General features: G+C 70.7%; 17 protein-coding genes. 10 read left to right on the top strand and 7 right to left on the bottom strand.

Translation table 11 applies throughout. The features are described from left to right. The first annotated feature begins 50 nt into the window (after nt 1-50). Nucleotides 51-875: a creatininase family protein gene (locus tag AC6LJ5_RS20325; RefSeq protein WP_392411173.1), complete on the top strand. Its 825-nt coding sequence runs from the start codon at nt 51-53 to the stop codon at nt 873-875. Here the strand turns inward: AC6LJ5_RS20325 and AC6LJ5_RS20330 are convergent. From AC6LJ5_RS20330 to AC6LJ5_RS20340, 3 genes are read right to left on the bottom strand one after another with little or no spacing between them, the layout of a single operon-like run. After that, entirely contained in the window at nt 850-1,602 is a 753-nt protein-coding gene (locus AC6LJ5_RS20330; RefSeq protein ID WP_498141426.1) for an ABC transporter substrate-binding protein, read from the bottom strand. The genes AC6LJ5_RS20325 and AC6LJ5_RS20330 overlap by 26 nt on opposite strands. Nucleotides 1,603-1,630: 28 nt before the next feature. Next, nucleotides 1,631-2,545, bottom strand: coding sequence for a GntR family transcriptional regulator (locus AC6LJ5_RS20335; RefSeq protein ID WP_103276072.1), 915 nt, complete (start codon nt 2,543-2,545; stop codon nt 1,631-1,633). 21 nt (nt 2,546-2,566) lie between these two features. After that, nucleotides 2,567-5,125 (bottom strand): aconitase family protein, encoded by a 2,559-nt coding sequence (locus tag AC6LJ5_RS20340; RefSeq protein WP_498141427.1) that lies wholly within the window; start codon nt 5,123-5,125, stop codon nt 2,567-2,569. 119 nt (nt 5,126-5,244) lie between these two features. Here AC6LJ5_RS20340 and AC6LJ5_RS20345 point away from each other — a divergent pair, with 119 nt between their 5' ends. From AC6LJ5_RS20345 to AC6LJ5_RS20365, 5 genes are all read left to right on the top strand, one after another. Then, entirely contained in the window at nt 5,245-6,237 is a 993-nt protein-coding gene (locus tag AC6LJ5_RS20345) for a Bug family tripartite tricarboxylate transporter substrate binding protein (RefSeq protein ID WP_498141428.1), read from the top strand. A 57-nt stretch (nt 6,238-6,294) separates the two neighbouring features. Next, on the top strand, nt 6,295-7,356 hold the full coding sequence (locus tag AC6LJ5_RS20350; protein ID WP_498141429.1) for a lactonase family protein: 1,062 nt from the start codon (nt 6,295-6,297) through the stop codon (nt 7,354-7,356). Between the two features lie 188 nt (nt 7,357-7,544). Beyond that, nucleotides 7,545-9,524, top strand: a complete 1,980-nt coding sequence (locus tag AC6LJ5_RS20355) for a methyl-accepting chemotaxis protein (RefSeq protein ID WP_498141430.1) — start codon at nt 7,545-7,547, stop codon at nt 9,522-9,524. Nucleotides 9,525-9,630: 106 nt separating this feature from the next. Further along, on the top strand, nt 9,631-11,475 hold the full coding sequence (locus AC6LJ5_RS20360) for a methyl-accepting chemotaxis protein (protein ID WP_103276067.1): 1,845 nt from the start codon (nt 9,631-9,633) through the stop codon (nt 11,473-11,475). A 94-nt stretch (nt 11,476-11,569) separates the two neighbouring features. Then, the gene (locus AC6LJ5_RS20365; RefSeq protein ID WP_103276066.1) at nt 11,570-12,070 is read left to right on the top strand and encodes a DUF2199 domain-containing protein; all 501 of its coding nucleotides are present in this window, start codon (nt 11,570-11,572) and stop codon (nt 12,068-12,070) included. A gap of 24 nt (nt 12,071-12,094) precedes the next feature. Here AC6LJ5_RS20365 and AC6LJ5_RS20370 read toward each other — a convergent pair whose 3' ends face one another. Both AC6LJ5_RS20370 and AC6LJ5_RS20375 read right to left on the bottom strand, forming a co-directional pair. Further along, nucleotides 12,095-12,460 (bottom strand): DOPA 4,5-dioxygenase family protein, encoded by a 366-nt coding sequence (locus AC6LJ5_RS20370; protein WP_103276065.1) that lies wholly within the window; start codon nt 12,458-12,460, stop codon nt 12,095-12,097. 53 nt (nt 12,461-12,513) lie between these two features. Beyond that, the gene (locus tag AC6LJ5_RS20375; RefSeq protein ID WP_103276064.1) at nt 12,514-12,873 is read right to left on the bottom strand and encodes a translation initiation factor Sui1; all 360 of its coding nucleotides are present in this window, start codon (nt 12,871-12,873) and stop codon (nt 12,514-12,516) included. Between the two features lie 212 nt (nt 12,874-13,085). Here AC6LJ5_RS20375 and AC6LJ5_RS20380 point away from each other — a divergent pair, with 212 nt between their 5' ends. Further along, entirely contained in the window at nt 13,086-14,135 is a 1,050-nt protein-coding gene (locus tag AC6LJ5_RS20380; RefSeq protein WP_498141431.1) for an NADP(H)-dependent aldo-keto reductase, read from the top strand. A 16-nt stretch (nt 14,136-14,151) separates the two neighbouring features. On the opposite strand, the gene AC6LJ5_RS20385 is transcribed toward AC6LJ5_RS20380, so the two are convergent. After that, nucleotides 14,152-14,604 carry a GNAT family N-acetyltransferase gene (locus AC6LJ5_RS20385; protein WP_158658495.1) on the bottom strand — a complete coding sequence of 151 codons (453 nt, stop codon included), beginning with the start codon at nt 14,602-14,604 and terminating at the stop codon, nt 14,152-14,154. Nucleotides 14,605-14,635: 31 nt separating this feature from the next. Then, nucleotides 14,636-15,580 carry a LysR family transcriptional regulator gene (locus AC6LJ5_RS20390; protein ID WP_498141432.1) on the bottom strand — a complete coding sequence of 315 codons (945 nt, stop codon included), beginning with the start codon at nt 15,578-15,580 and terminating at the stop codon, nt 14,636-14,638. 117 nt (nt 15,581-15,697) lie between these two features. On the opposite strand from AC6LJ5_RS20390, the gene AC6LJ5_RS20395 reads away from it, so the two are divergent. The 3 genes from AC6LJ5_RS20395 to AC6LJ5_RS20405 are packed head-to-tail and all read left to right on the top strand — an operon-like array spanning nt 15,698 to nt 18,373. After that, nucleotides 15,698-16,888, top strand: a complete 1,191-nt coding sequence (locus AC6LJ5_RS20395) for a M24 family metallopeptidase (RefSeq protein WP_212316686.1) — start codon at nt 15,698-15,700, stop codon at nt 16,886-16,888. After that, on the top strand, nt 16,872-17,408 hold the full coding sequence (locus tag AC6LJ5_RS20400) for a GAF domain-containing protein (protein WP_498141433.1): 537 nt from the start codon (nt 16,872-16,874) through the stop codon (nt 17,406-17,408). Before AC6LJ5_RS20395 ends, AC6LJ5_RS20400 begins: the two co-directional genes overlap by 17 nt. Further along, the gene (locus AC6LJ5_RS20405; protein WP_498141434.1) at nt 17,405-18,373 is read left to right on the top strand and encodes a Bug family tripartite tricarboxylate transporter substrate binding protein; all 969 of its coding nucleotides are present in this window, start codon (nt 17,405-17,407) and stop codon (nt 18,371-18,373) included. The genes AC6LJ5_RS20400 and AC6LJ5_RS20405 overlap by 4 nt, the downstream gene beginning before the upstream one ends. The last annotated feature ends 197 nt before the right edge of the window (nt 18,374-18,570 follow it).

The raw sequence follows: 18,570 nt of genomic DNA on the forward strand, positions 1-18,570 counted from the left end.
CGCGCCGCCTTGCCTATCCTCAGTCCATCCCTTATCCCGCGAGAATCATCATGCTCTTGACCTCCAGCCCCTGGCTGCACGAACGTAGCTGGACTTCGGTCCAGGAATATCTCAAGCACGACGACCTGATCCTGGTCCCGATCGGCGCCACCGAGCAGCACGGCCGCCACACGCCGCTCATGGTCGACACCGGCTGGGCGATCGCCGTGGCCGAGGGCGCGGCCCTGGCCACCGGCACGCTGGTCGCGCCGCCGCAGCACGTGGGCTGGTCGCCGCATCACCTGGCCTATTGCGGCGCGCTGACCTTCCGGCCCGAGACGCTGATCAGCGTGATGGTGGATATCGGCGAATCGCTGATCCACCACGGCTTCAGGAAGATCGTGTTCGTCAACGGCAACCGCATCGCCAACCTGCCGCCGATGGAGATCGCCGCCGCCAAGCTGCGCTTTTCCACTGGCGCCTATGTGTCCGTGGTCGACGCCGGCCTGATCGCGCGCCGGGAAGTCGGCGAGATCTGCCAGGCCGGGGAAAACGGCCATGGCGGCGACAGCGAGACCTCGTTCATGCTGCACTGGCGGCCGGACCTGGTGGACATGTCGCAGGCCGCTCCGGGCAAGCCGCATCAGACGGGCGGATCGTTCCCGACCAATCCCATGCCCTATCAGCCGCCGTTCGACCAGAACGTGATCTCGGTGCGCATCACCGCCGAGGAAATGCTGCGGGGACATGAATCGGGCATCAGCGGCGACGCTACCGTGGCCGACGCGGACAAGGGCCGGCGCGTGCTGGAGGCCATCGTGCGCAACACCGCCCGGCACATCGAGGAGGCCAGGCGCCTGAAGCCCGAGGTCAGGCGCCCGCCGATTCCGATCTGACCGCCGCCGGCGCCACCGAGGCGCCCTGGATGCCGTGGCGCGCGAGCGCGTCGGCGACGAAGCCGCCGGCCTTCATGCGCTCGACGAAATCAGCCAGGTGGCGCTGGGCCTCGGCCGGATAGCCCTTGGGGCAGCCCATGGCCTGGCGGATCACCATGAAGCGGCCCGGCAGCAGGCGCAGCCCGGCACGGCGGGCCGCGTCGGCCTCGAGCTGCTGGCGCACGCCGGCGGCCACGTCCAGCTTTTGTTCCAGGAAGGTGTCGACCACGGCGGGCGAGGTCGGCGCGCGCACGATTTCGGCCGCCTTCAGCTCGCGCGTCAGGTACAGGTCATAGGCGCTGCCCTTGCCCACGGCCACGCGCAGGCCGGCGCGGTCCACTTCTTCGTTGGCGCGCAGCGGCGAGTCCTGCCGCACCAGATAGGCGCCCTCGATCAGCACATAGGGCTCGGTGAAGGCGATGCCCGCGCCGCGCACGGGATCGACGGCGAAAAAGCCGATGTCCGCCTGCGCCTGCGTCACGATGTCGACCGACTTGCCGGCGGCATCCACCACAACCAGCTCCAGTTCGACGCCGAGTTCGCCGGCATAGGCCCGCGCCAGGTCGACCGAGACGCCGGCGGGCTGGCCGCTGGCCGCGTCCAGGCGGGCGAGGATGGGGTTGCCGAGATTGATCGCGGCACGCAGTTTTCCGGTGGGGCAGAAGGCCAGGGCGATGGATGGGTTCATGGCGGGCGCGCGGGTCGATGCCCGCGGATCAGGGGCGCGCGTTCGGATGCCCGGCGTCGGGCGAACGCAGGAGGGGGGTGATCAGGGCGATGTTGCGCAGCGTGCTCGACAGGTGCTCGCGCATGGCATCCGAGGCTTCCTGGTTGCGTTCGCGTTCCAGCAGGTCGAGGATGCGCAGGTGCTGCTCGCAGTGTTCGCGGTAGCGCTTGCGGTCGCGCATCGAGCGGTACGAAAGCAGCCGGCGCACGCGGTTCACGCGGCGGATGGCGTCGATGAAGAAGGCGTTGCCCGACGCTTCGACCAGCGATTCGTGAAAGCGCACGCCGCGATCGTGCAGCTGGTCCGCGCTGTCGGTCTCGATGCCGCCGTCCAGCAGGTGCATTTCGGCCTGGCGGCAGCGCGCCAGCACGGCGGGGTCGAGCCGGTAGCCGGGTTCCAGCAGCGCCGCCGGCTCCAGCGCCAGCCGCAGCCGGTAGGATTGCAGCAGCGCATCGGGCGTACGCATCATGGCCGAGAATTCCCAGCCGTAGCCGGGCCGCCGCTCGATCCAGCCTTCGGCGCCGATGCGGTCCAGCACGGCGTTCAGCTGGCTGGCCGTCAGGCCGTAGCGCTGGCGCAGCAGCGATTCGGTGACGGCCTCCGGCAGCGCGCCGCCCAGCAGGTCGTCGGCGATTCGGAAGTAGGCCTCGCGCGCCGGATCCGGCGTGTTGTCCAATGACAGCGACCGCGCGTCCGGCGCATCCCGCGCCACGAAATAGCCGCGGTTCGGCATGCGCGCCACCAGGCCCTTGTCGGCCAGCTGGCGCAGCGCCTCGTTGACCGGCGAGCGCGACACGCGCAGCCGGTCGGCCAGCATCTGCGCGGGCAGGTGCGAACCGGGCGGCATGGCCTCGGCCTGGATCAGGCCCACGATCTGCGCGGCGATGGAGCTCTGCGATTTCATGCGCTCCACTGTAACCCGGTTTCATGCGGCGTCCGGACGCTCCGGGGCCGTGTCCAGCGCCTGCCGCAGGATGCGCGGCATCACGCCGCCTGCGGCCAGCAGCGTGGTCTCCAGCTGCGTTTCCACGGCCGCGATCGCCTCGAAGGCGAGCTGTCCGCCATCGGCGCGCAGCACGCGCACCGGCACCTTGGCGCGCGGCCGCAGCGCGCTGGCCGGCGCGTCGATGTCGATGCGGTCGCCGGGCGCGAGCTGGAGACGGCTTGGGCCCCACTGCGGCGGCAGGCGCAGTGGCAGAATGCCCATGCCGATCAGGTTGCTGCGGTGGATGCGCTCGAAGCTCAGCGCCAGCACGGCGCGGATGCCCAGCAGGCGCTGGCCCTTGGCGGCCCAGTCGCGCGACGATCCGGTGCCGTAGCGCTCGCCCGCGACCAGCACCACCGGCAGCCCGGCGTCGCGGTAGCGCGCGGCGGCCTCCCATAGCGGCAGCGTCTGGCCCGAGGGCGCGTGCAGCGTGTGCGCCACCGGCGCCACGGGCGCGTACAGATTGACCAGGCTGCGGCTGTGGAAGGCGGCGCGCAGCATCACTTCCCAGTTGCCGCGACGCGAGGCGAACACATTCAGGTCGCGCCGGTCTTCGCCGCGCGCCGCCAGGAAATCGGCCACCAGGCTGTCGGGCGGAATGGCGCTGGCTGGCGAGATGTGGTCGGTGGTGACGTCGTCGCCCAGCACCAGCAGCGGATGGGCCGTGTAATGGCCGAGCAGGCTGCCGGCGTCCAGCGCCGCGAAGGGCGGACGGCGCAGGATGGTGGAGTCCGGCCGCCAGGGAAAGCGCGTGCCCGAGGGCGCCGCCAGCGCATGCCAGTCGGGGTTGGCCTGCGCCGCCTGGAAGTCGCGCGCGAAATCGGCGGCGTCCAGGCCGGCGTCCAGACAGGCCTGGATTTCCGCGTCCCTGGGCCAGATGTCTCGCAGCAGGACCGGCGCGCCGTCGGCGTCGACGCCCAGCGGCTCGGCGTCCAGGTCGCGCTCGGCGTCGCCGGCCAGCGCATAGGCGATCACAAGTGGCGGCGACACCAGGAACCCCAGCTCCAGATCCGGATGCACGCGGCCGGGGAAGTTCCGGTTGCCCGACAGGATGGCCACGGGTCGGACCTGGCCAGCCTGCGCGGCCCGGGCCACGCGTTCGGGCAGCGGACCGGAATTGCCGATGCAGGTGGTGCAGCCGTAGCCTACGATGTCGAAGCCGATGGCGGACAGATCGTCCATCAGCCCGGCGCGGCGCAGGTAGCTGGCGGCGGCGGGCGAGCCCGGCCCCAGCGAGGTCTTGACCCAGGGCGCGGCGGCCAGTCCGCGCGCGCGTGCCTTGCGCGCCAGCAGGCCGGCCGCGATCAGCAGCGCCGGGTCCGAGGTGTTGGTGCAGCTGGTGATCGCGGCGATGGCCACGGGATAGGCCGGCAGGCCGTCCGCCGGGCCGGCCGCGTGGCTGGCGATGCCGTCCAGCGCGATGGTGATGGTGCGCGTGTAGCGCGGGCGGGCCTGGGGGTCGAACCAGAGGCCGTTGCGCCGCAGGTAGGCGCGCGCCAGGTCCAGTGCGTCCGCGCTTCTGCCGGTCTGGCGCAGATAGTCCAGCGTGCGCTCGTCGGGCGGGAAGTAGCCGGTGGTGGCGCCGTATTCCGGCGCCATGTTGGCGACCACGGCCCGGCTGCCGGCGGACAGCGTGGCGACGCCGGGGCCGAAGAATTCCACGAACTCGCCGGACACGCCGATCTGGCGCAGCCGCTGCGTGACCGTCAGCGCCAGGTCGGTGGCCAGTGCGCCGGGAGGCAGGGCGCCGGTCAGTTCCACCCCGATCACGTCGGGAATGCGCAGCATGGTGGGCATGCCGAACATGACCGTCTGCGCTTCCAGTCCGCCCACGCCCCAGCCCAGCACGCCGATGCCGTTGATCATGGGCGTGTGGCTGTCGGTGCCGATCATCATGTCGGGCGCGGCCCAGCGTTCGCCGCCCAGGTCCAGCTCGCGCACCAGCACGGCCAGTTGTTCCAGGTTCAACGTATGCATGATGCCGGTGCCGGGCGGATGGATGCGCACGCCGCGCAGCGCGCCGGCGGCCCAGCGCAGGAAGCGGTAGCGCTCGCCGTTGCGGCGGATCTCGTGGCCGATGTTGACGCGGGCCGCGTCCGGGCGGGCATGGACCTCCACCGCCAGCGAGTGGTCGACCGACACGTCCACCGGCAGCGTGGGGTTGAGCAGGGCCGGGTCGGCGCCGGCCTCGGCCAGCGCGTCGCGCATGGCGGCGATATCCACTAGCGCCGGCGTGCTGGTGGTGTCGTGCATCAGCACGCGGCCGGGCTGGAAGGCGATTTCCGCTTCGCTGGCGCCGTCGCGCAACCAGTCGAACAGCGCCGCCACCGTGGCCGCGCGTTCCGCGCCGCGCTGGTGGCGCACGACGTTTTCCAGCAGCAGCCGCAGCACCACAGGCAGGCGCGGATAGTCCGCGCCGAGCGCGGGCAGGTCGACGATGCGGTAGTCCCGCGCGCCCACGCGCAGCGTGGCGGGCGTGAAATCGGGGAAAGTATCCATGCCGGCATTATTGCATTTTAAGATTTAAAAATGCAATATAGAAAGAGAGGACTGGCCGGACCGCGCAGCGCGGGCGGACCTGTCCCAGCCCGAACCCAATGCCGGCACAGGAGACTGCCATGCGATTTACCCGACGGCTGCTTGCCGCCCTGACCCCGCTCGTGGCGGGGGCCTTCATCCCTGCCGCGCCCGCCGCCGCGCAGGACTATCCCAGCCGTCCGGTCACGCTGATCGTGCCCTTTTCGGCCGGCGGCGGCGTCGACGCCATCGCGCGCCTGCTGGCGGAAAAGCTGCGCGACACGCTCAAGCAGAACATCGTGGTGGAGAACAAGCCCGGCGCCAGCGGCATGCTGGGCGCGCAATACGTGGCCAAGGCCGCGCCCGACGGCTACACGCTGCTGCTGGGCTCGGCCGGCGAGACGGCGATCAATCCCTACGTCTACAAGGGCCGCATGCTGTACTCGCCCGAGAAGGACCTGGCGCCGGTGACGCTGGTGACGCGCGTGCCCAACGTGCTGGTGGCGGGGCCGTCCCTGCAGGCGTCCAGCGTGGCCGAGCTGGTCGAGCGCGCGCGCGCCAAGCCCGGCGCGCTGACCTACGCCACCAGCGGCGTGGGCAATCCGCAGCACCTGAACGGCGAGCTGCTGCAATCGCTGGCCGGCATCACCATGGTCCATGTGCCGTACAAGGGCGCGTCCGGCCAGCTGGCCGACGTGGCCAGCGGCAATGTCGACATGACCTTCGTCAGCTACGCGGGCGCCGCGCCCTTCATCCAGGGCGGACGCGTGAAGGCGCTGGCGGTGACGTCGGCCACGCGCGCCAGCTTCGCCAGGGACATCCCCGCCATCGCCGAGACCCCGGGCCTGTCGGCCTACGCGCTGGAAAACTGGTTCGGCCTGTACGCGCCCGCGCGCACGCCGCCGGCGGTGGTGCAGCGGGTGTACGAGGCGGTGCGCGACGCGCTGGCCGATCCGGCGTTGGCGCAGCGCCTGCGCGAGCAGGGCGGCGAGCCGGCGCCGCTGCCGCCCGCCGAGTTCGCCGCCTTCATCGCCAGCGAAAGCAAGCAGTACGCCGCCATCGTCGAGCGCGCCGACATCACGGCGGACAAGTGAGGAAGTGGCCATGAACACGGATCCGGCGGCCAGCGCCGCGCAAGGCGGGGAGGTCGCATGTACGCATACCTAGGCTGTCGCACCACGCGCGAGCGCAATGCGCGCGGCGCGGGCATCTCGGTGTTCAAGGTGGATCCGGCCAGCGCCCGGCTGGAACTCGCGCAGGTGCTGGAAGGGCTGGTGAACCCCTCCTACCTGGCGCTGAACGCGCGCGGCGATCGGCTGTATGCCGTGCACGGCGACACCACCGGCATCAGCGCCTACGTGGTCGATCAGGGCGACGGGCGGATTCGCCCGCTGAATCGACAGGACACGGGCGGCCTGAATCCCGTGCATCTGGCCATCGATCCGACGGGACGGCACGTGATCGTGTCCAACCATATCGGCGCCAGCGTCGCCGTGCTGCCGATCGGCGCCGATGGCGAGCTGGGGCCGGCCAGCCAGCTGCTGCCGCTGGAAGGGACGCCGGGGCCGCATCGGATCGAGCAGAAGCAGGCCAAGCCGCACGCCAATCCTTTCGCGCCCGATGGCCGCCACGTGATCGTGCCGGACAAGGGGTTGGACCGGATCTTCTCGTTCCGCTGGACGGATGGCTTGTTGACCGCCGCCGCGTCGCCGGTCGCCGTGGCGCGCGAAGGCGCGGGGCCGAGGCATCTGGCCTTCCACCCGGCGGCGTCCCACGCCTATTGCGTCAATGAGCTGGATTCGACCGTGACGGTCTATCGGTATGACGCGGCCAGCGGCGCGCTCGAACCCATGCAGATCCTGCCCAGCGTGCCGGATACGCACACGGGCAACAACCGCGCCGCCGCCATTCTGGTCGATGCCCGGGGCGAACGCGTGTATGTGTCGAATCGCGGGCACGACAGCATCGCCGCGTTCCGGGTCGACGCGGCCAGCGGCCGCCTGTCCTGGATCGGCGCCGTGGCGTCCGGCGGACGCACGCCGCGCAGCATGGCGCTGATGCCGGGCGGCGATTGGCTGTATGCCTTGAACGAGGACAGCGACAGCATCGTCGCCTTCCGTGTCGACGCCGCGAGCGGCGCGCTGGCGCGCATGCCGGGAGAAACGCGCACGGGCAGCCCGGTCTGCATGGTGTTCGGCGGCGCGCAGGCTTAGCTCAGGCGCGCCCGCGCGCCGGCCGCGCGGCGCGGAAAATTCGGCGCCGGTTTGACTTAAGGCAAACCGACCATGAAGCAGCTCTATAGTTTGCAACCCCTCTGCCGTAAGCGGGTTGAAGGAGTTTTGCCGGTCACGACACGCCAGACATGGTGGAAAGCCCGGCCAGACGATAGGGAAGTACGAATATGAAACGTCTGCTCGGCATGTTGTCGCTACAGCGGAAATTCCTGCTGCTGGGTGGGTTGAGCCTGATCCTGTTCGCCGTCCCGTTGCTGCTGTACGTCAAGGCGTCGTGGGAGACCGCGGCGCAGAAGCGCCTGGAGGCCGCGGGCGCGCGCCCGGTCGCCACGTTGCTGCAGGCCGTGCGCCTGGTGCAGGCGCATCGCGGGCTGTCCAACCTGCATCTGAACGGGGGCCGCGAGGCGGGCGAGGAACGACGCCGGCTGGCGCCCGGCGTCGATGCGCAATGGCGCGAGCTGGACACGCGGCTGCGCGAGGCGGCCGCGCCCGCCCCGGCGCTGGCCACGCTCGATGCGCTGGCCCAGGAATGGCGCGCGCTGCGCAAGCAGGTGGATGACGCGGATATCGCCGCGCCCGCGAGCTTCGAGCGCCATACCGCGCTGGTCGCGCGACTGCTGCTGTTCAAGAACACGCTGCTGGATGACTTCAAGCTCAGCCTCGATGCGGACCTGGGCGCGTCCGCGCTGATCGCGGCGGCCTATCAGGACCTGCCCGTGGCGGCCGAGACGCTGGGCCAGGTGCGCGCCCGCGCGGCGGCGGCGCTGGCGGCCGGCGAGCCGGGCGCGGCGCAGCGCCTGGCGGTGGACACCGGGCTGGCGCGCGCGCGCGACATGGGCGCGAACATCGCGCGCAACCTGGAACGCGCGCGAACCGGCGCGCCGGCGCTGGCGGCGCAGATCGATGCCGCCGCCGGGCGGGTGCGGCAGGCGCTGGACGGCATGGATGAACTGACGCGCGCTTCGCTGGCGCGCGCCGCGAGCCTGGCGGACGAGGAGCGGCGCGGCTATTTCGGCAAGGCCACCGCGCAGCTGGAGGCGCTGTACCGCGAGATCGACGGCGCCACGGCGCTGGCGACCGGGCTGCTGGAGCGCGAGGTGGCTCGGATCGGGCGCGAGCAGATCGCGCTGTGGAGCGTGCTGGTTGTCCTGGCGCTGGCCGCGCTCGCGCTGGGCGTGCTGATCGCGCGCTCGATCGCCGGGCCGCTGGTCGAGGCGGCGGCGCTGGCGCGGCGCGTGGCCGAGTCGGACCTGAGCGCGCGCGCCGCGCCGCAGGGGCGCGACGAGACGGCCCGGCTGCTGGCGTCGCTGAACCGGATGAGCGAAGGACTGAGCGGCACGGTGCGTCAGGTGCAGGCCGGGGCCGCCGCGATCGAAGGCGCGGCGGGCGAGATCGCCGCCGGCAACCATGATCTGTCGCGTCGCACCGAGGAACAGGCAGCCAGCCTGGAGGAAACCGCGGCCTCGATGGAACAGTTCACGGCCACGGCGCGCCAGAACGCGGCCGAGGCGCTGGCCGCCGGCGAGCGCGCCCGGGGCGCGGCCGATCTGGCCGACCAGGGCGGGGCGGCGGCGCGCGAGGCCAATGCCGCGATCGGCGCGGTCCAGGGCAGCGCGGCCCGCATCTCGGAAATCATCGGCGTGATCGAGGGCATCGCCTTCCAGACCAACATCCTGGCGCTGAACGCGGCGGTCGAGGCCGCGCGCGCGGGTGAGCAGGGCAAGGGTTTCGCCGTGGTCGCCAGCGAGGTCCGCAGCCTGGCGCAGAAGTCCGCCACGGCGGCGCGCGAGATCAAGGACCTGATTCAGCTGTCCGTCGAGCAGATCGAGGGCGGCGCGGCCAAGGTGTCGCGCGCGGGCGCCGTGATCCAGGGCCTGGTGACCGAGATCCGCGAGGTCTCGGGCCTCGTCGGCGGCATTGGCGCGGCGGTGGCCCAGCAGACGGCGGGCATCGAGCAGGTGAACCAGGCCATCGCGCAGATGGACGACATCACGCAGCAGAATGCCGCGTTGGTGGAAGAGGCGGCCGCCGCGTCGGAAAACCTGCTGTCGCAGGCGGCGGCGATGAACCGCATGATGGCGGTGTTCACGCTGCGGGACGAGCCTGCCGCCCGGCGTGTCGACAATCTAATCCCGTTGCGCGGCTAAAGTCGCGGCCCCCGCTGCCGTAAGTTCGGTGAGGCGATGTGGCGTTCCGGATGGAACCGGCATCGCCGGCCGGGCCCGGCCCGGGCCGATGCATTGAGATGAGAGCATGAAAATTACTTCGCTGCGCAACCGGATCCTGTTGATCACGGGGCTGACCGTGGTGGGGGCGCTGGCCCTTTCCGGCGTTACGACCTACAAGATCGTGCGCGACAACATGATGTCGGCCATCGCCGGCACGCTGGACGCGGTGGCCAACGGCAACGCCAGCGCCATCGAGCGCTGGTCGGCGGACAAGGCCCAGGCGGTCTCGGCCACCGCCGCCGTGGTGGAAAAGGGCGACCCGCGCGGATTGACGCGCCTGATGGGTCAGACCAACGATTTCCCCATCACCAGCGTCGGCTGGTCGGACAAGACCTTCTTTTCCACGGCCAACACGCCCGCCGACTACGATCCGACCTCGCGCCCCTGGTACAAGAGCGCGGTGGAATCGGGCAAGCTGACCGTGACCAAGCCCTACGGCGATTCCGGCACGGGCAAGCCCTACGTGGCCTTCACCACGCCCATCGTGCGCGAGGGCAAGACCATCGGCGCGCTGAGCGGCGCGGTCGCGCTGGACGGAGTCAAGGCCATCATCCAGGCCATCCATCCCACGCCGTCCAGCCTGGCCTTCGTGCTGGGCAGCGACGGTCAGGTGATCTCCCACGTGGACGACAAGTTCGCGCTCAAGCCCGCCACCGAGGTGGCGCCCGAACTCAAGCCCGAGGCGCTCAAGGGCCTGGCGCGCGACGGCGGCGAGCCGGCGGTGATCACGCTGGCCGGCGCCGAGAAGCTGGTCAAGGCCAAGCGCATTCCCGGCACCGACTGGTATCTGGTGGTGGCGCTGGACAAGGCCGAGGCCACGGTGGGACTGACGCAGGTGTTCAACGCCACGCTGATCGCGCTGGTGGTGCTGACGCTGGCCGCGCTGGCCATCGCCAGCCTGATCACCTCGCGCGCCTTCAAGCGCCTGTCCGCCGTGCGCGACGCGATGGACACGATTGGCTCGGGCGATGGCGACATGACGCACCGGCTGGACGTGGTGGGCCACGATGAAGTGGCGCAGATCTCCAAGTCCTTCAACGCCTTCGTCGACAAGATCAGCACCGTGATGCTGGACGTGCGCGCCGGCGTGGGCTCCATGAGCACCGCGACCAGCGAGATCGACATGGGCAACCGCGACCTGTCGCAGCGCACCGAGACCTCGGCCGGCTCGCTGGAGGAAACCTCGGCGGCCCTGACCCAGCTGACCTCCAGCGTGAAGCAGACCGCCGAGACCGCCGAGCAGGCCACGCGCCTGGCCACCGAGGCCAGCGCCGCCGCCGAGCGCGGCGGCCAGGTGGTGTCCGACGCGGTCCACACCATGGGCGCGATCTCGCAGTCGTCCGAGCGCATCACCGAGATCATCAGCGTGATCGACGGCATCGCCTTCCAGACCAACATCCTGGCGCTGAACGCGGCGGTGGAAGCCGCGCGCGCCGGCGAGCAGGGCCGTGGCTTCGCGGTGGTGGCCGGCGAGGTGCGCACGCTGGCCCAGCGCAGCGCCGCCTCGGCGCAGGAGATCAAGGCGCTGATCGAGGCCTCGGTGCAGAACGTCAAGAGCGGCACCGAGCGGGTGCAGGCCGCCGGCGTCACCATGACCGAGATCGTGCAGGGCATCGACCGCGTGCAGCGGCTGGTCACCGAGATCCACGGCGCCATGACCGAGCAGAGCGTGGGCATCAGCCAGATCGACCGCAGCGTGTCCGACATGGATCAGGCCACGCAGCAGAACGCCGCGCTGGTCGAGCAGTCGGCCGCCGCGGCCGCGTTGCTGAACGACCAGGCGCGCGCTCTGGCCGGCACGGTGGCGCGCTTCAAGCTGCGCGGCGATCTGCGGCAGGCGGGGCCGGCGCTGGCCCTGAGCCACGCCTGAGGGATCGGGCGGCGCGGCGAACTTCCCGCCGCGCCGGCTTGCGGCACAATAGGGCGTTTCCACGCCGCGCCGGCGCCCGTCGGCCCAAACCGCCATGTTCCGTTTCGAATGCAAGGCCTGTGGTCAATGGCATGAAGGCATGCCGGCCTTCGACGCCGAAGCGCCGCTGTTCTACTACCTGATTCCCGAGCCTGAACGCGCCGCGCGCTGCGAGCTGTCGTCCGACGTCTGCGTCGTCGACGGCAAGTATTTCTTCGTGCGCGGCTGCATCGAAATCCCCGTGCATGGCGCGGACGAGCCCTTCGTCTGGGGCGTCTGGGTATCGCTGAGCGAAGCCAGCTTCAGCCAGTACCTGGACAGCTACGACGAACCCCGGCGCGCGCACCTGGGGCCGTTCTTCGGCTGGCTGTCCGCCAGCTTCAAGGTCTATCCGGAAACGGAAGGCAGCCTGAAGACCCACGTTCATCTGCGCGACGACGGCGTGCGGCCCTACATCGAGCTGGAACACACCGATCATCCGCTGGCGCTGGAACAGCGTCAGGGCATCGATGCGGCGCGGCTGGCGCAGATCTACGCGGCCTACATGCACGCCTGACGGCGGCGCCGTGCTGGTTGGAGGTCAGCCGCCCAGCGCCCGCAGGTTGAGCGCATGGCTGCGGCCCAGCCAGACCGCGCAGTCGCGGTGGTCGCGCAGCGAGTCGCCGGTGTTGGGATGCGCGAACACGTCCAGCGCGCCGTGGTTCAGCGCCAGCCAGGTCATGATCTCGGCGAACTCCGCCGGCGGGAAAGCGATCTGGTAGCTCCAGCACGGGTGCGGCCCCACCAGCTTCTCGTGGAAGCGGCCCATCTCCATCCTGTCGCCGAAGCGCGCGATGACGCGTTCGCGCAACGCGTGGGCCGCGTCCCGGCTGGCCGCGTCGAAATACACGTGGGCGTGCCAGCCGCTCACGGCGGCGGGCTCGAAGTCGATATCAGTCGTGCTCATGTTCTTGCCTGGCTGGGCCAGCCGCTCGCGGCCGGCGGTGTAGGGGGCGCGTCTCAGCCGCCGGCCAGCTTGGCGCGATGGCCCAGCTTTGCCAGCGCCTGCGCGACGCGTTCGCGGTGGTCTCCCTGGATCTCGATCACGCCGTCCTTGACGGTGCCGCCGCTGCCGCAGGCCGTGCGCAGCTGCTTGCCCAGCTGCTCCAGCGCCGGGCCGGCCATCGGCAGGCCGCGCACCAGCGTCACGCTCTTGCCGCCGCGGCCCTTGCTCTCGCGCCAGATGCGGGCCACGCCGTCGCCGGCGGGGGCCGGCGCGGCGGCCTGGCAGGCGCAGTCGGCGACGGGGCGGCGGCAGGCGGGGCACATGCGGCCGCCGTCGGTGGAATAGACCAGGCCGCCTATGGATTTATTTTTCATGAGCTTATGGCGTGAAGCGCGGGACGATGACGCAGTGTATCGCCTTGCCCGGGCGCGGATCGGCCTGGCGCCTGGCCGGCCAGGGATCGCGGGCCGGACAGGGGGGGGCAGCCCGTCAGCGGATTGCCAAGCGACCTGCGGTATGGTGTCGCCTTTCCGGGACCCGCGCGCCTGTCCCAGGCCCGGCCCCATCCATCCGCAGGGAGCAGAACTTGAAATACCGCAAACTCGGCCGCAGCGGCCTGGACGTCAGCCTGATCGGCCTGGGCACCATGACCTGGGGCGAGCAGAACACCGAGGCAGAGGCGCACGAGCAGCTCGACTACGCGCTGGCGCGCGGCATCAACCTGATCGACACGGCCGAGATGTATCCGGTGCCGCCGCTGGCGCAGACCCAGGGCCTGACCGAGACCTATATCGGCACCTGGCTGGCCAGCCGCAAGCGCCGCCAGGACGTGGTGCTGGCCAGCAAGGTCGCCGGCCCGGTGCGCGACCCCAAGCGTCCCGGCCACATCCGCGACGGCAAGACCTTCCTGGACCGCAAGAACCTCACCGCCGCGCTGGATGCCAGCCTGAAGCGCCTGCAGACGGACTACCTGGACCTGTATCAGCTGCACTGGCCCGACCGGACCACGGCGACCTTCGGCAAGCTGGCCTATCCCTGGACCGAGGGCGAGCAGACCGTGGCCATCGAGGAAACGCTGTCCGTGCTGCAGGACTTCGTGCGCGAGGGCAAGGTACGCCATGTGGGCGTGTCCAACGAAACGCCCTGGGGCGTGGCGCAGTTCCTCAAGCACGCCGAGAACCAGGGGCTGCCGCGCATCGTGTCCATCCAGAATGCCTACAGCCTGCTCAACCGCGTGTTCGAGAGCGGCCTGTCGGAATTCTCGCGCCACGAAGACGTGGGCCTGCTGGCCTATTCGCCGCTGGCCATGGGCATGCTCTGTGGCAAGTACCTGGACGGCGCCCGGCCCGAGGGCGCGCGCCTGACGCGCTACGAGCGCTTCACGCGCTACAGCAATCCGCAGGCCGAGGCCGCCACCGCCGAGTACGTGGCCCTGGCGCGCCGGCTGGGCCTGTCGCCGACGCATCTGGCGCTGGCCTTCATCAACCAGCAGCCCTTCGTGACCAGCAACCTGATCGGCGCGACCACGCTGGCGCAGCTCAAGGAGAACATCGACAGCGTGGAGGTCACGCTGCCGCAGGAAGCGCTGGACGGCATCGCGCAGATCCACGCGCGTCATCCGAACCCGGCGCCCTGAGGCCGGATGCCCAGCGTTACAGCCTCAGGCTGTACACCTGGGCCGTCTCGCCCCACGGGTGATAGCCGACGCCGTCGGGCTGGAAGCCGAACTTCTCGTAATAGCCGCGCAGGTCGCTGCACAGGTGCAGCGACCTGAATCCCAGCGCGCGGGCATGGTCCGCCGCGTGCCGGATCAGGCGCCCGCCCAGGTTGCGGCCGCGCAGATCTTGCTCCACATGCAGCGCGCACAGCCACGGATACAGCTCGCCGCGGCTGATGAAGTCGTTTGTGATGAGGCCGGCGCAGCCGACGAGGCGCGCGCCGTCGCGCAGCACATACCATTGCGGCAAGGGGTTCTCGGCGCCGATGCAGCGGGTGATGGCATCGTCGTACATCATCATGGTGTCCGCGCTGGCCCATTGCTGCTGGAAGTAGCGGATGGCATCCAGGCGGATGGCGGGTTCGTCGCGTACGGAAACGATCTGCACGGGCTCTCTCTTCGTGAATGGGCGCGCCGGTTCAGCCGGCCGCCTGCTGCATGCCGGCGGTGGCGCGCAGGCTGTCCTGCAGCTGCGCCAGCACGCGGCTGGGCGCGTCGGCGCTCCACATCATACCCACCGCGCCAAAGGCCAGCGGCTCGGGCAGCCTGACGATGTCCACCAGTTTCAGGCGCTTGTACAGCTGCGCCACCGAACTGGCCAGCGTCGACACATAGCCGGTTTCGTGCAGCAGCGCCTGCAGCGCCACCAGCGAAGCGGTCTCGATGCGCGGCGAGGGCGTGGCCACGCCGGCCTGGGCGAAGGCCTCTTCCAGCCTGCCGCGCGATACCGTGCCCGCCGGCGGCATGATCCACGGATGCGCGGCGGCCTCCTTCCAGCCGGGCCGCCGCAGCCGGGCCAGCGGATGGCCGGGGCGCGTCACGATGCTGAAGGTGTCGCGCATCAACGGTTCCATGCGCAGTCCGGCCTGATGGCCGCGCACATCCAGCGGCCCGACGATCAGGTCGAGTTCATGGCGCTGCAAGCGCTCGATCAGGGGCGTGACCAATCCCTCAACCACTTCCACGTAGATGCCGGGGAACTCGCGCTGCAAGGCCGCGATGGCGCGCGGCAGCAGCACCGGCGAGGCCGACAGCACGGTGCCCACGTGCAGCCGGCCGGCGATGCCGGATTTCACGGACTCGATTTCCTCGCTGGTGCGCCGCAGATCGCCCAGCATGCGGCGCGCATGCCGCGCCAGGACTTCGCCGGCCTCGGTCAAACGCAGTCCCCGGTTGCGCAGGAACAGCGGCGTGCCCACCAGGTCTTCGATGTCGCTCAGCCAGTGCGATACCGCCGGCTGCGTCATGTGCATCAGGCGGGCCGCGGCGGTGACGCTGCCGGCCGACGCCAGCGTCAGGAAAATCTCCAGGTGCCGCAGCTTCAGGCGGCGCGCCCAGGCGATGTGGTCCAGGTTCCAGTCCATGCCGTGGCTCCGCCAAGTATGAGTAAACGCTAATGGAAAGCTCAGGATTATTCATTTGTCGGCCATGGTTGGCGATACCAGAATACCCGTAGCACCCCACCACTTCCGGTATCCGACATGCCCAGACTGACTACTGCCGTCTGGCGGCACCGCCGCCAGCAGATGAATGACCTGATGGACGCCCTGCGCCTGGACGCGCTGGTGTTCACCTCGGCCGACTTCTTCCAGTTCGCCACCAATTTCCATACCGATGTGCTGCCCTGGGAGCGGCCCATATACGCCGTGGTGCCGCGCGACGGCGACGGTTTCCTGGTGATGAACGAGCTTTCGACCAACCACATGCGCTTCTCGCGCGAACAGGGCAAGGTCTGGATCACCGACGTCAGCTTCTACGCCGAGCATCCGCGCGTGGTCGAGCGCCTGCCGCTGCCGTCGGAGTTGCCCGAGCTGCTGGCGCAGCGCCTGGCGCGGGCGGGCCTGGCGCGGGCGCGCATCGGCGTGGAGGGCGGCAGCCCGGCGCTGACCGCCGCGGCCGCGCAGTTGCCCGACCTGCGCCTGTTGCCCTGCACCCGCGAATGCCGCGCGCTGCGCTGGCGCAAGCACGAGGAAGAACTCGCCGTGATGGCGGCTATCGGCTCGCTGGCCGACTGGTTGCAGGAACGCTACCGCGAGAACATCCGTCCGGGGCGGCTGGTGCAGGAGCTGGATTGCGCGATGGCCGCGTTATGGGTGCAGGAAGCCGCCGAGCGCTTTCCGGGCGAGCAGTTCGAGGTGATCCGGGCCTGGACGCTGAGCGGCCCGGCGTCCGCGTCGCCGCATGGCGATGGCGCGTCCTGCGGCGCGCGCATCCGCGAGGGCGACGTGCTGGTGAACATCCTGATTCCGCGCCTGAACGGGCTGGCCATCGAGAACGAGCGCACCTGGTTCTGCGGCCGGCCCAGCGCCGAGCAGGCGGCCTTGTGGACGGCGGCGCGCGACGCCAACCTGGCCGGCATCGAGGCCGCGGTCAGCGGCCAGCCCGTCAGCGGCATCGACGCCGCCGCGCAGGCGGTGATCGAGCGCGCGGGCTACGCCGCCCACATCCGGCACCGCACCGGCCATGCCATCGGCATCATCCATCACGAATACCCGGAGAACATGGCGTTCTGCCATCGGCCGCTGGAAGACAACGAGGTGTATTCCGTGGAACCCGGCCTGTACGTCTACGGCATCGGCGGTTTTCGCATCGACGATACCGTGGTCGTGGGCCGCGAGCCGCGCACCCTGACCGCCACGCCCAAGACGCTCGACTATGCCACGGTCCTTTGAACTGACGTGCGCGCCGGCCTTGGCGCGGGTGCTGGCCGGCGGCTCACAGCCGCAGGCCGGCCTGCGGCAGCTGGACGCGGCGCTGGCGCGGGACCTGGGCCATCGCCTGTTCACCGTGCTGGCGCTGGACTGGGCGCGCGGCCTGAGCGTGCGCCACTACAGCAGCGCGCCGCTGGCCTATCCGCCGGGCGGCGCCAAGCCCATCGTGCCCGGTGGCGAGTTCCATGCCCGCGTCATCGAGGCGGGCGAGCCGCGCTTCTGCGCCGACGCCGACGCCATCCGCGCCGCCTTTCCCGACCACGAGCTGATCCTGTCGCTGGGCTGCGAATCGGCCGTCAATGTGCCGGTGCGCTGGAACGGGCGCACGCTGGGCTCGCTGAACCTGCTGCACGAGGCGGGCTGGTATGGCGAGGACATGCTGCCCGTCCTGCGCGTCTACGGCGCGATGGCGGTGCCGCTGCTGCAGCAGATCCATCTGGACCGATCACACGACCACACGATCACTGGGGAAACACCATGAACATCAAGCGAGCGCTGGCCGCGCTTTTGCTGGCCGGGCTGTCGCCCGCCGGCGCGCAGGCCGAGGCGCGGTATCCGCCCAAACCCATCACCATCGTCTATCCCTACGCGCCCGGTTCGGCCTCGGACACGCTCAGCCGCGTGGTCGGGGAGGTATTGCAGAAGGCGCTGGGCCAGCCGGTGATCGTCGAGAACAAGCCCGGCGCGGGCGGCACCATCGCGCTCGAGTACGTGTCCCGCGCCCAGCCCGATGGTCACACGCTGGCCTTCACCGCCAGCGGCGCGATGGCGGTGAGCCCGCATCTTTACAAGCTGCGCTTCACGCCCACGGAAGACCTCGCGCCCATCACCACGCTGGTCGAGATTCCCTTCGTCTTCGTCACCCGCGCCGATGCGCCCGAGCGCGACCTGCAAAGCTTCATCCGCAAGGCCCGCGCCACGCCTGGCGGCGTGACCTCGGCCAACGCGGGCATCGGCACGCAGGCGCACCTGACGCAGATGCTGTTCCTGAACGCCGCCGGCATCGATCTGAACGTGATCGCCTACAAGGGCGGCGCGCCCGCCGTCAACGATCTGATGGGCGGACACCTGGACTCGATGATCGACAACGCCGCCGCGCAGGCCGGCTACATCCAGGCGGGCAAGGTCCGTGGCCTGTTCGTCACCAGCAAGTACCGCGTGGCCGCCTATCCGGACGTGCCCACGGCCGAGGAGGCCGGCCTGCCCGGATTCTCGGCCGTGGGCTGGTTCGGCCTGGCCGCGCCGCGCGGCACGCCCGACGCGGTCATCCAGCGGCTGAACGCCGCGCTGGTGGCGGGGCTGGGCGAACCCGCGGCGCGCAAGCGCCTGACCGATGCGGGCTGGGTGCCGGTGGTGGGCACGCCCGAGGAGGCGCGCGAACGGGCGCGGGCGGACCTGGACGCGCTGGGCAAGGTGGTGCGGCAGATCGGCCTGCAACCGAATTGACCGGTCAGCGCCGCTGTCGCGGGGCGGCGGTCTCAGCGGGCTGCGCAGCCCGGCGCGCGCGGCAGTTCCGCGCCCGGCGCCAGCAGCAGGCGCGCATTGCGTCCGGGCACATAGGACAGCGTGCGCGCGCGCCACGCGGGCACGTCGGCATAGGCCACCTGCGCGTCCTTGCCGCTGGACGGCCGGCCGTCCAGGTC

It is taken from the genome of Achromobacter sp. 1011791174, from assembly GCF_059760925.1.

What these genes read in the sequence shown, in the direction of transcription:
- AC6LJ5_RS20355 (WP_498141430.1), top strand. Translation starts at nt 7,545, where the DNA reads ATGAAACGTCTGCTCGGCATGTTGTCGCTACAGCGGAAATTCCTGCTG.
- AC6LJ5_RS20340 (WP_498141427.1), bottom strand. Translation starts at nt 5,125, where the DNA reads ATGGATACTTTCCCCGATTTCACGCCCGCCACGCTGCGCGTGGGCGCG.
- AC6LJ5_RS20390 (WP_498141432.1), bottom strand. Translation starts at nt 15,580, where the DNA reads ATGGACTGGAACCTGGACCACATCGCCTGGGCGCGCCGCCTGAAGCTG.
- AC6LJ5_RS20330 (WP_498141426.1), bottom strand. Translation starts at nt 1,602, where the DNA reads ATGAACCCATCCATCGCCCTGGCCTTCTGCCCCACCGGAAAACTGCGT.
- AC6LJ5_RS20325 (WP_392411173.1), top strand. Translation starts at nt 51, where the DNA reads ATGCTCTTGACCTCCAGCCCCTGGCTGCACGAACGTAGCTGGACTTCG.
- AC6LJ5_RS20335 (WP_103276072.1), bottom strand. Translation starts at nt 2,545, where the DNA reads ATGAAATCGCAGAGCTCCATCGCCGCGCAGATCGTGGGCCTGATCCAG.
- AC6LJ5_RS20395 (WP_212316686.1), top strand. Translation starts at nt 15,698, where the DNA reads ATGCCCAGACTGACTACTGCCGTCTGGCGGCACCGCCGCCAGCAGATG.
- AC6LJ5_RS20375 (WP_103276064.1), bottom strand. Translation starts at nt 12,873, where the DNA reads ATGAAAAATAAATCCATAGGCGGCCTGGTCTATTCCACCGACGGCGGC.
- AC6LJ5_RS20345 (WP_498141428.1), top strand. Translation starts at nt 5,245, where the DNA reads ATGCGATTTACCCGACGGCTGCTTGCCGCCCTGACCCCGCTCGTGGCG.
- AC6LJ5_RS20370 (WP_103276065.1), bottom strand. Translation starts at nt 12,460, where the DNA reads ATGAGCACGACTGATATCGACTTCGAGCCCGCCGCCGTGAGCGGCTGG.
- AC6LJ5_RS20350 (WP_498141429.1), top strand. Translation starts at nt 6,295, where the DNA reads ATGTACGCATACCTAGGCTGTCGCACCACGCGCGAGCGCAATGCGCGC.
- AC6LJ5_RS20365 (WP_103276066.1), top strand. Translation starts at nt 11,570, where the DNA reads ATGTTCCGTTTCGAATGCAAGGCCTGTGGTCAATGGCATGAAGGCATG.
- AC6LJ5_RS20360 (WP_103276067.1), top strand. Translation starts at nt 9,631, where the DNA reads ATGAAAATTACTTCGCTGCGCAACCGGATCCTGTTGATCACGGGGCTG.
- AC6LJ5_RS20400 (WP_498141433.1), top strand. Translation starts at nt 16,872, where the DNA reads ATGCCACGGTCCTTTGAACTGACGTGCGCGCCGGCCTTGGCGCGGGTG.
- AC6LJ5_RS20405 (WP_498141434.1), top strand. Translation starts at nt 17,405, where the DNA reads ATGAACATCAAGCGAGCGCTGGCCGCGCTTTTGCTGGCCGGGCTGTCG.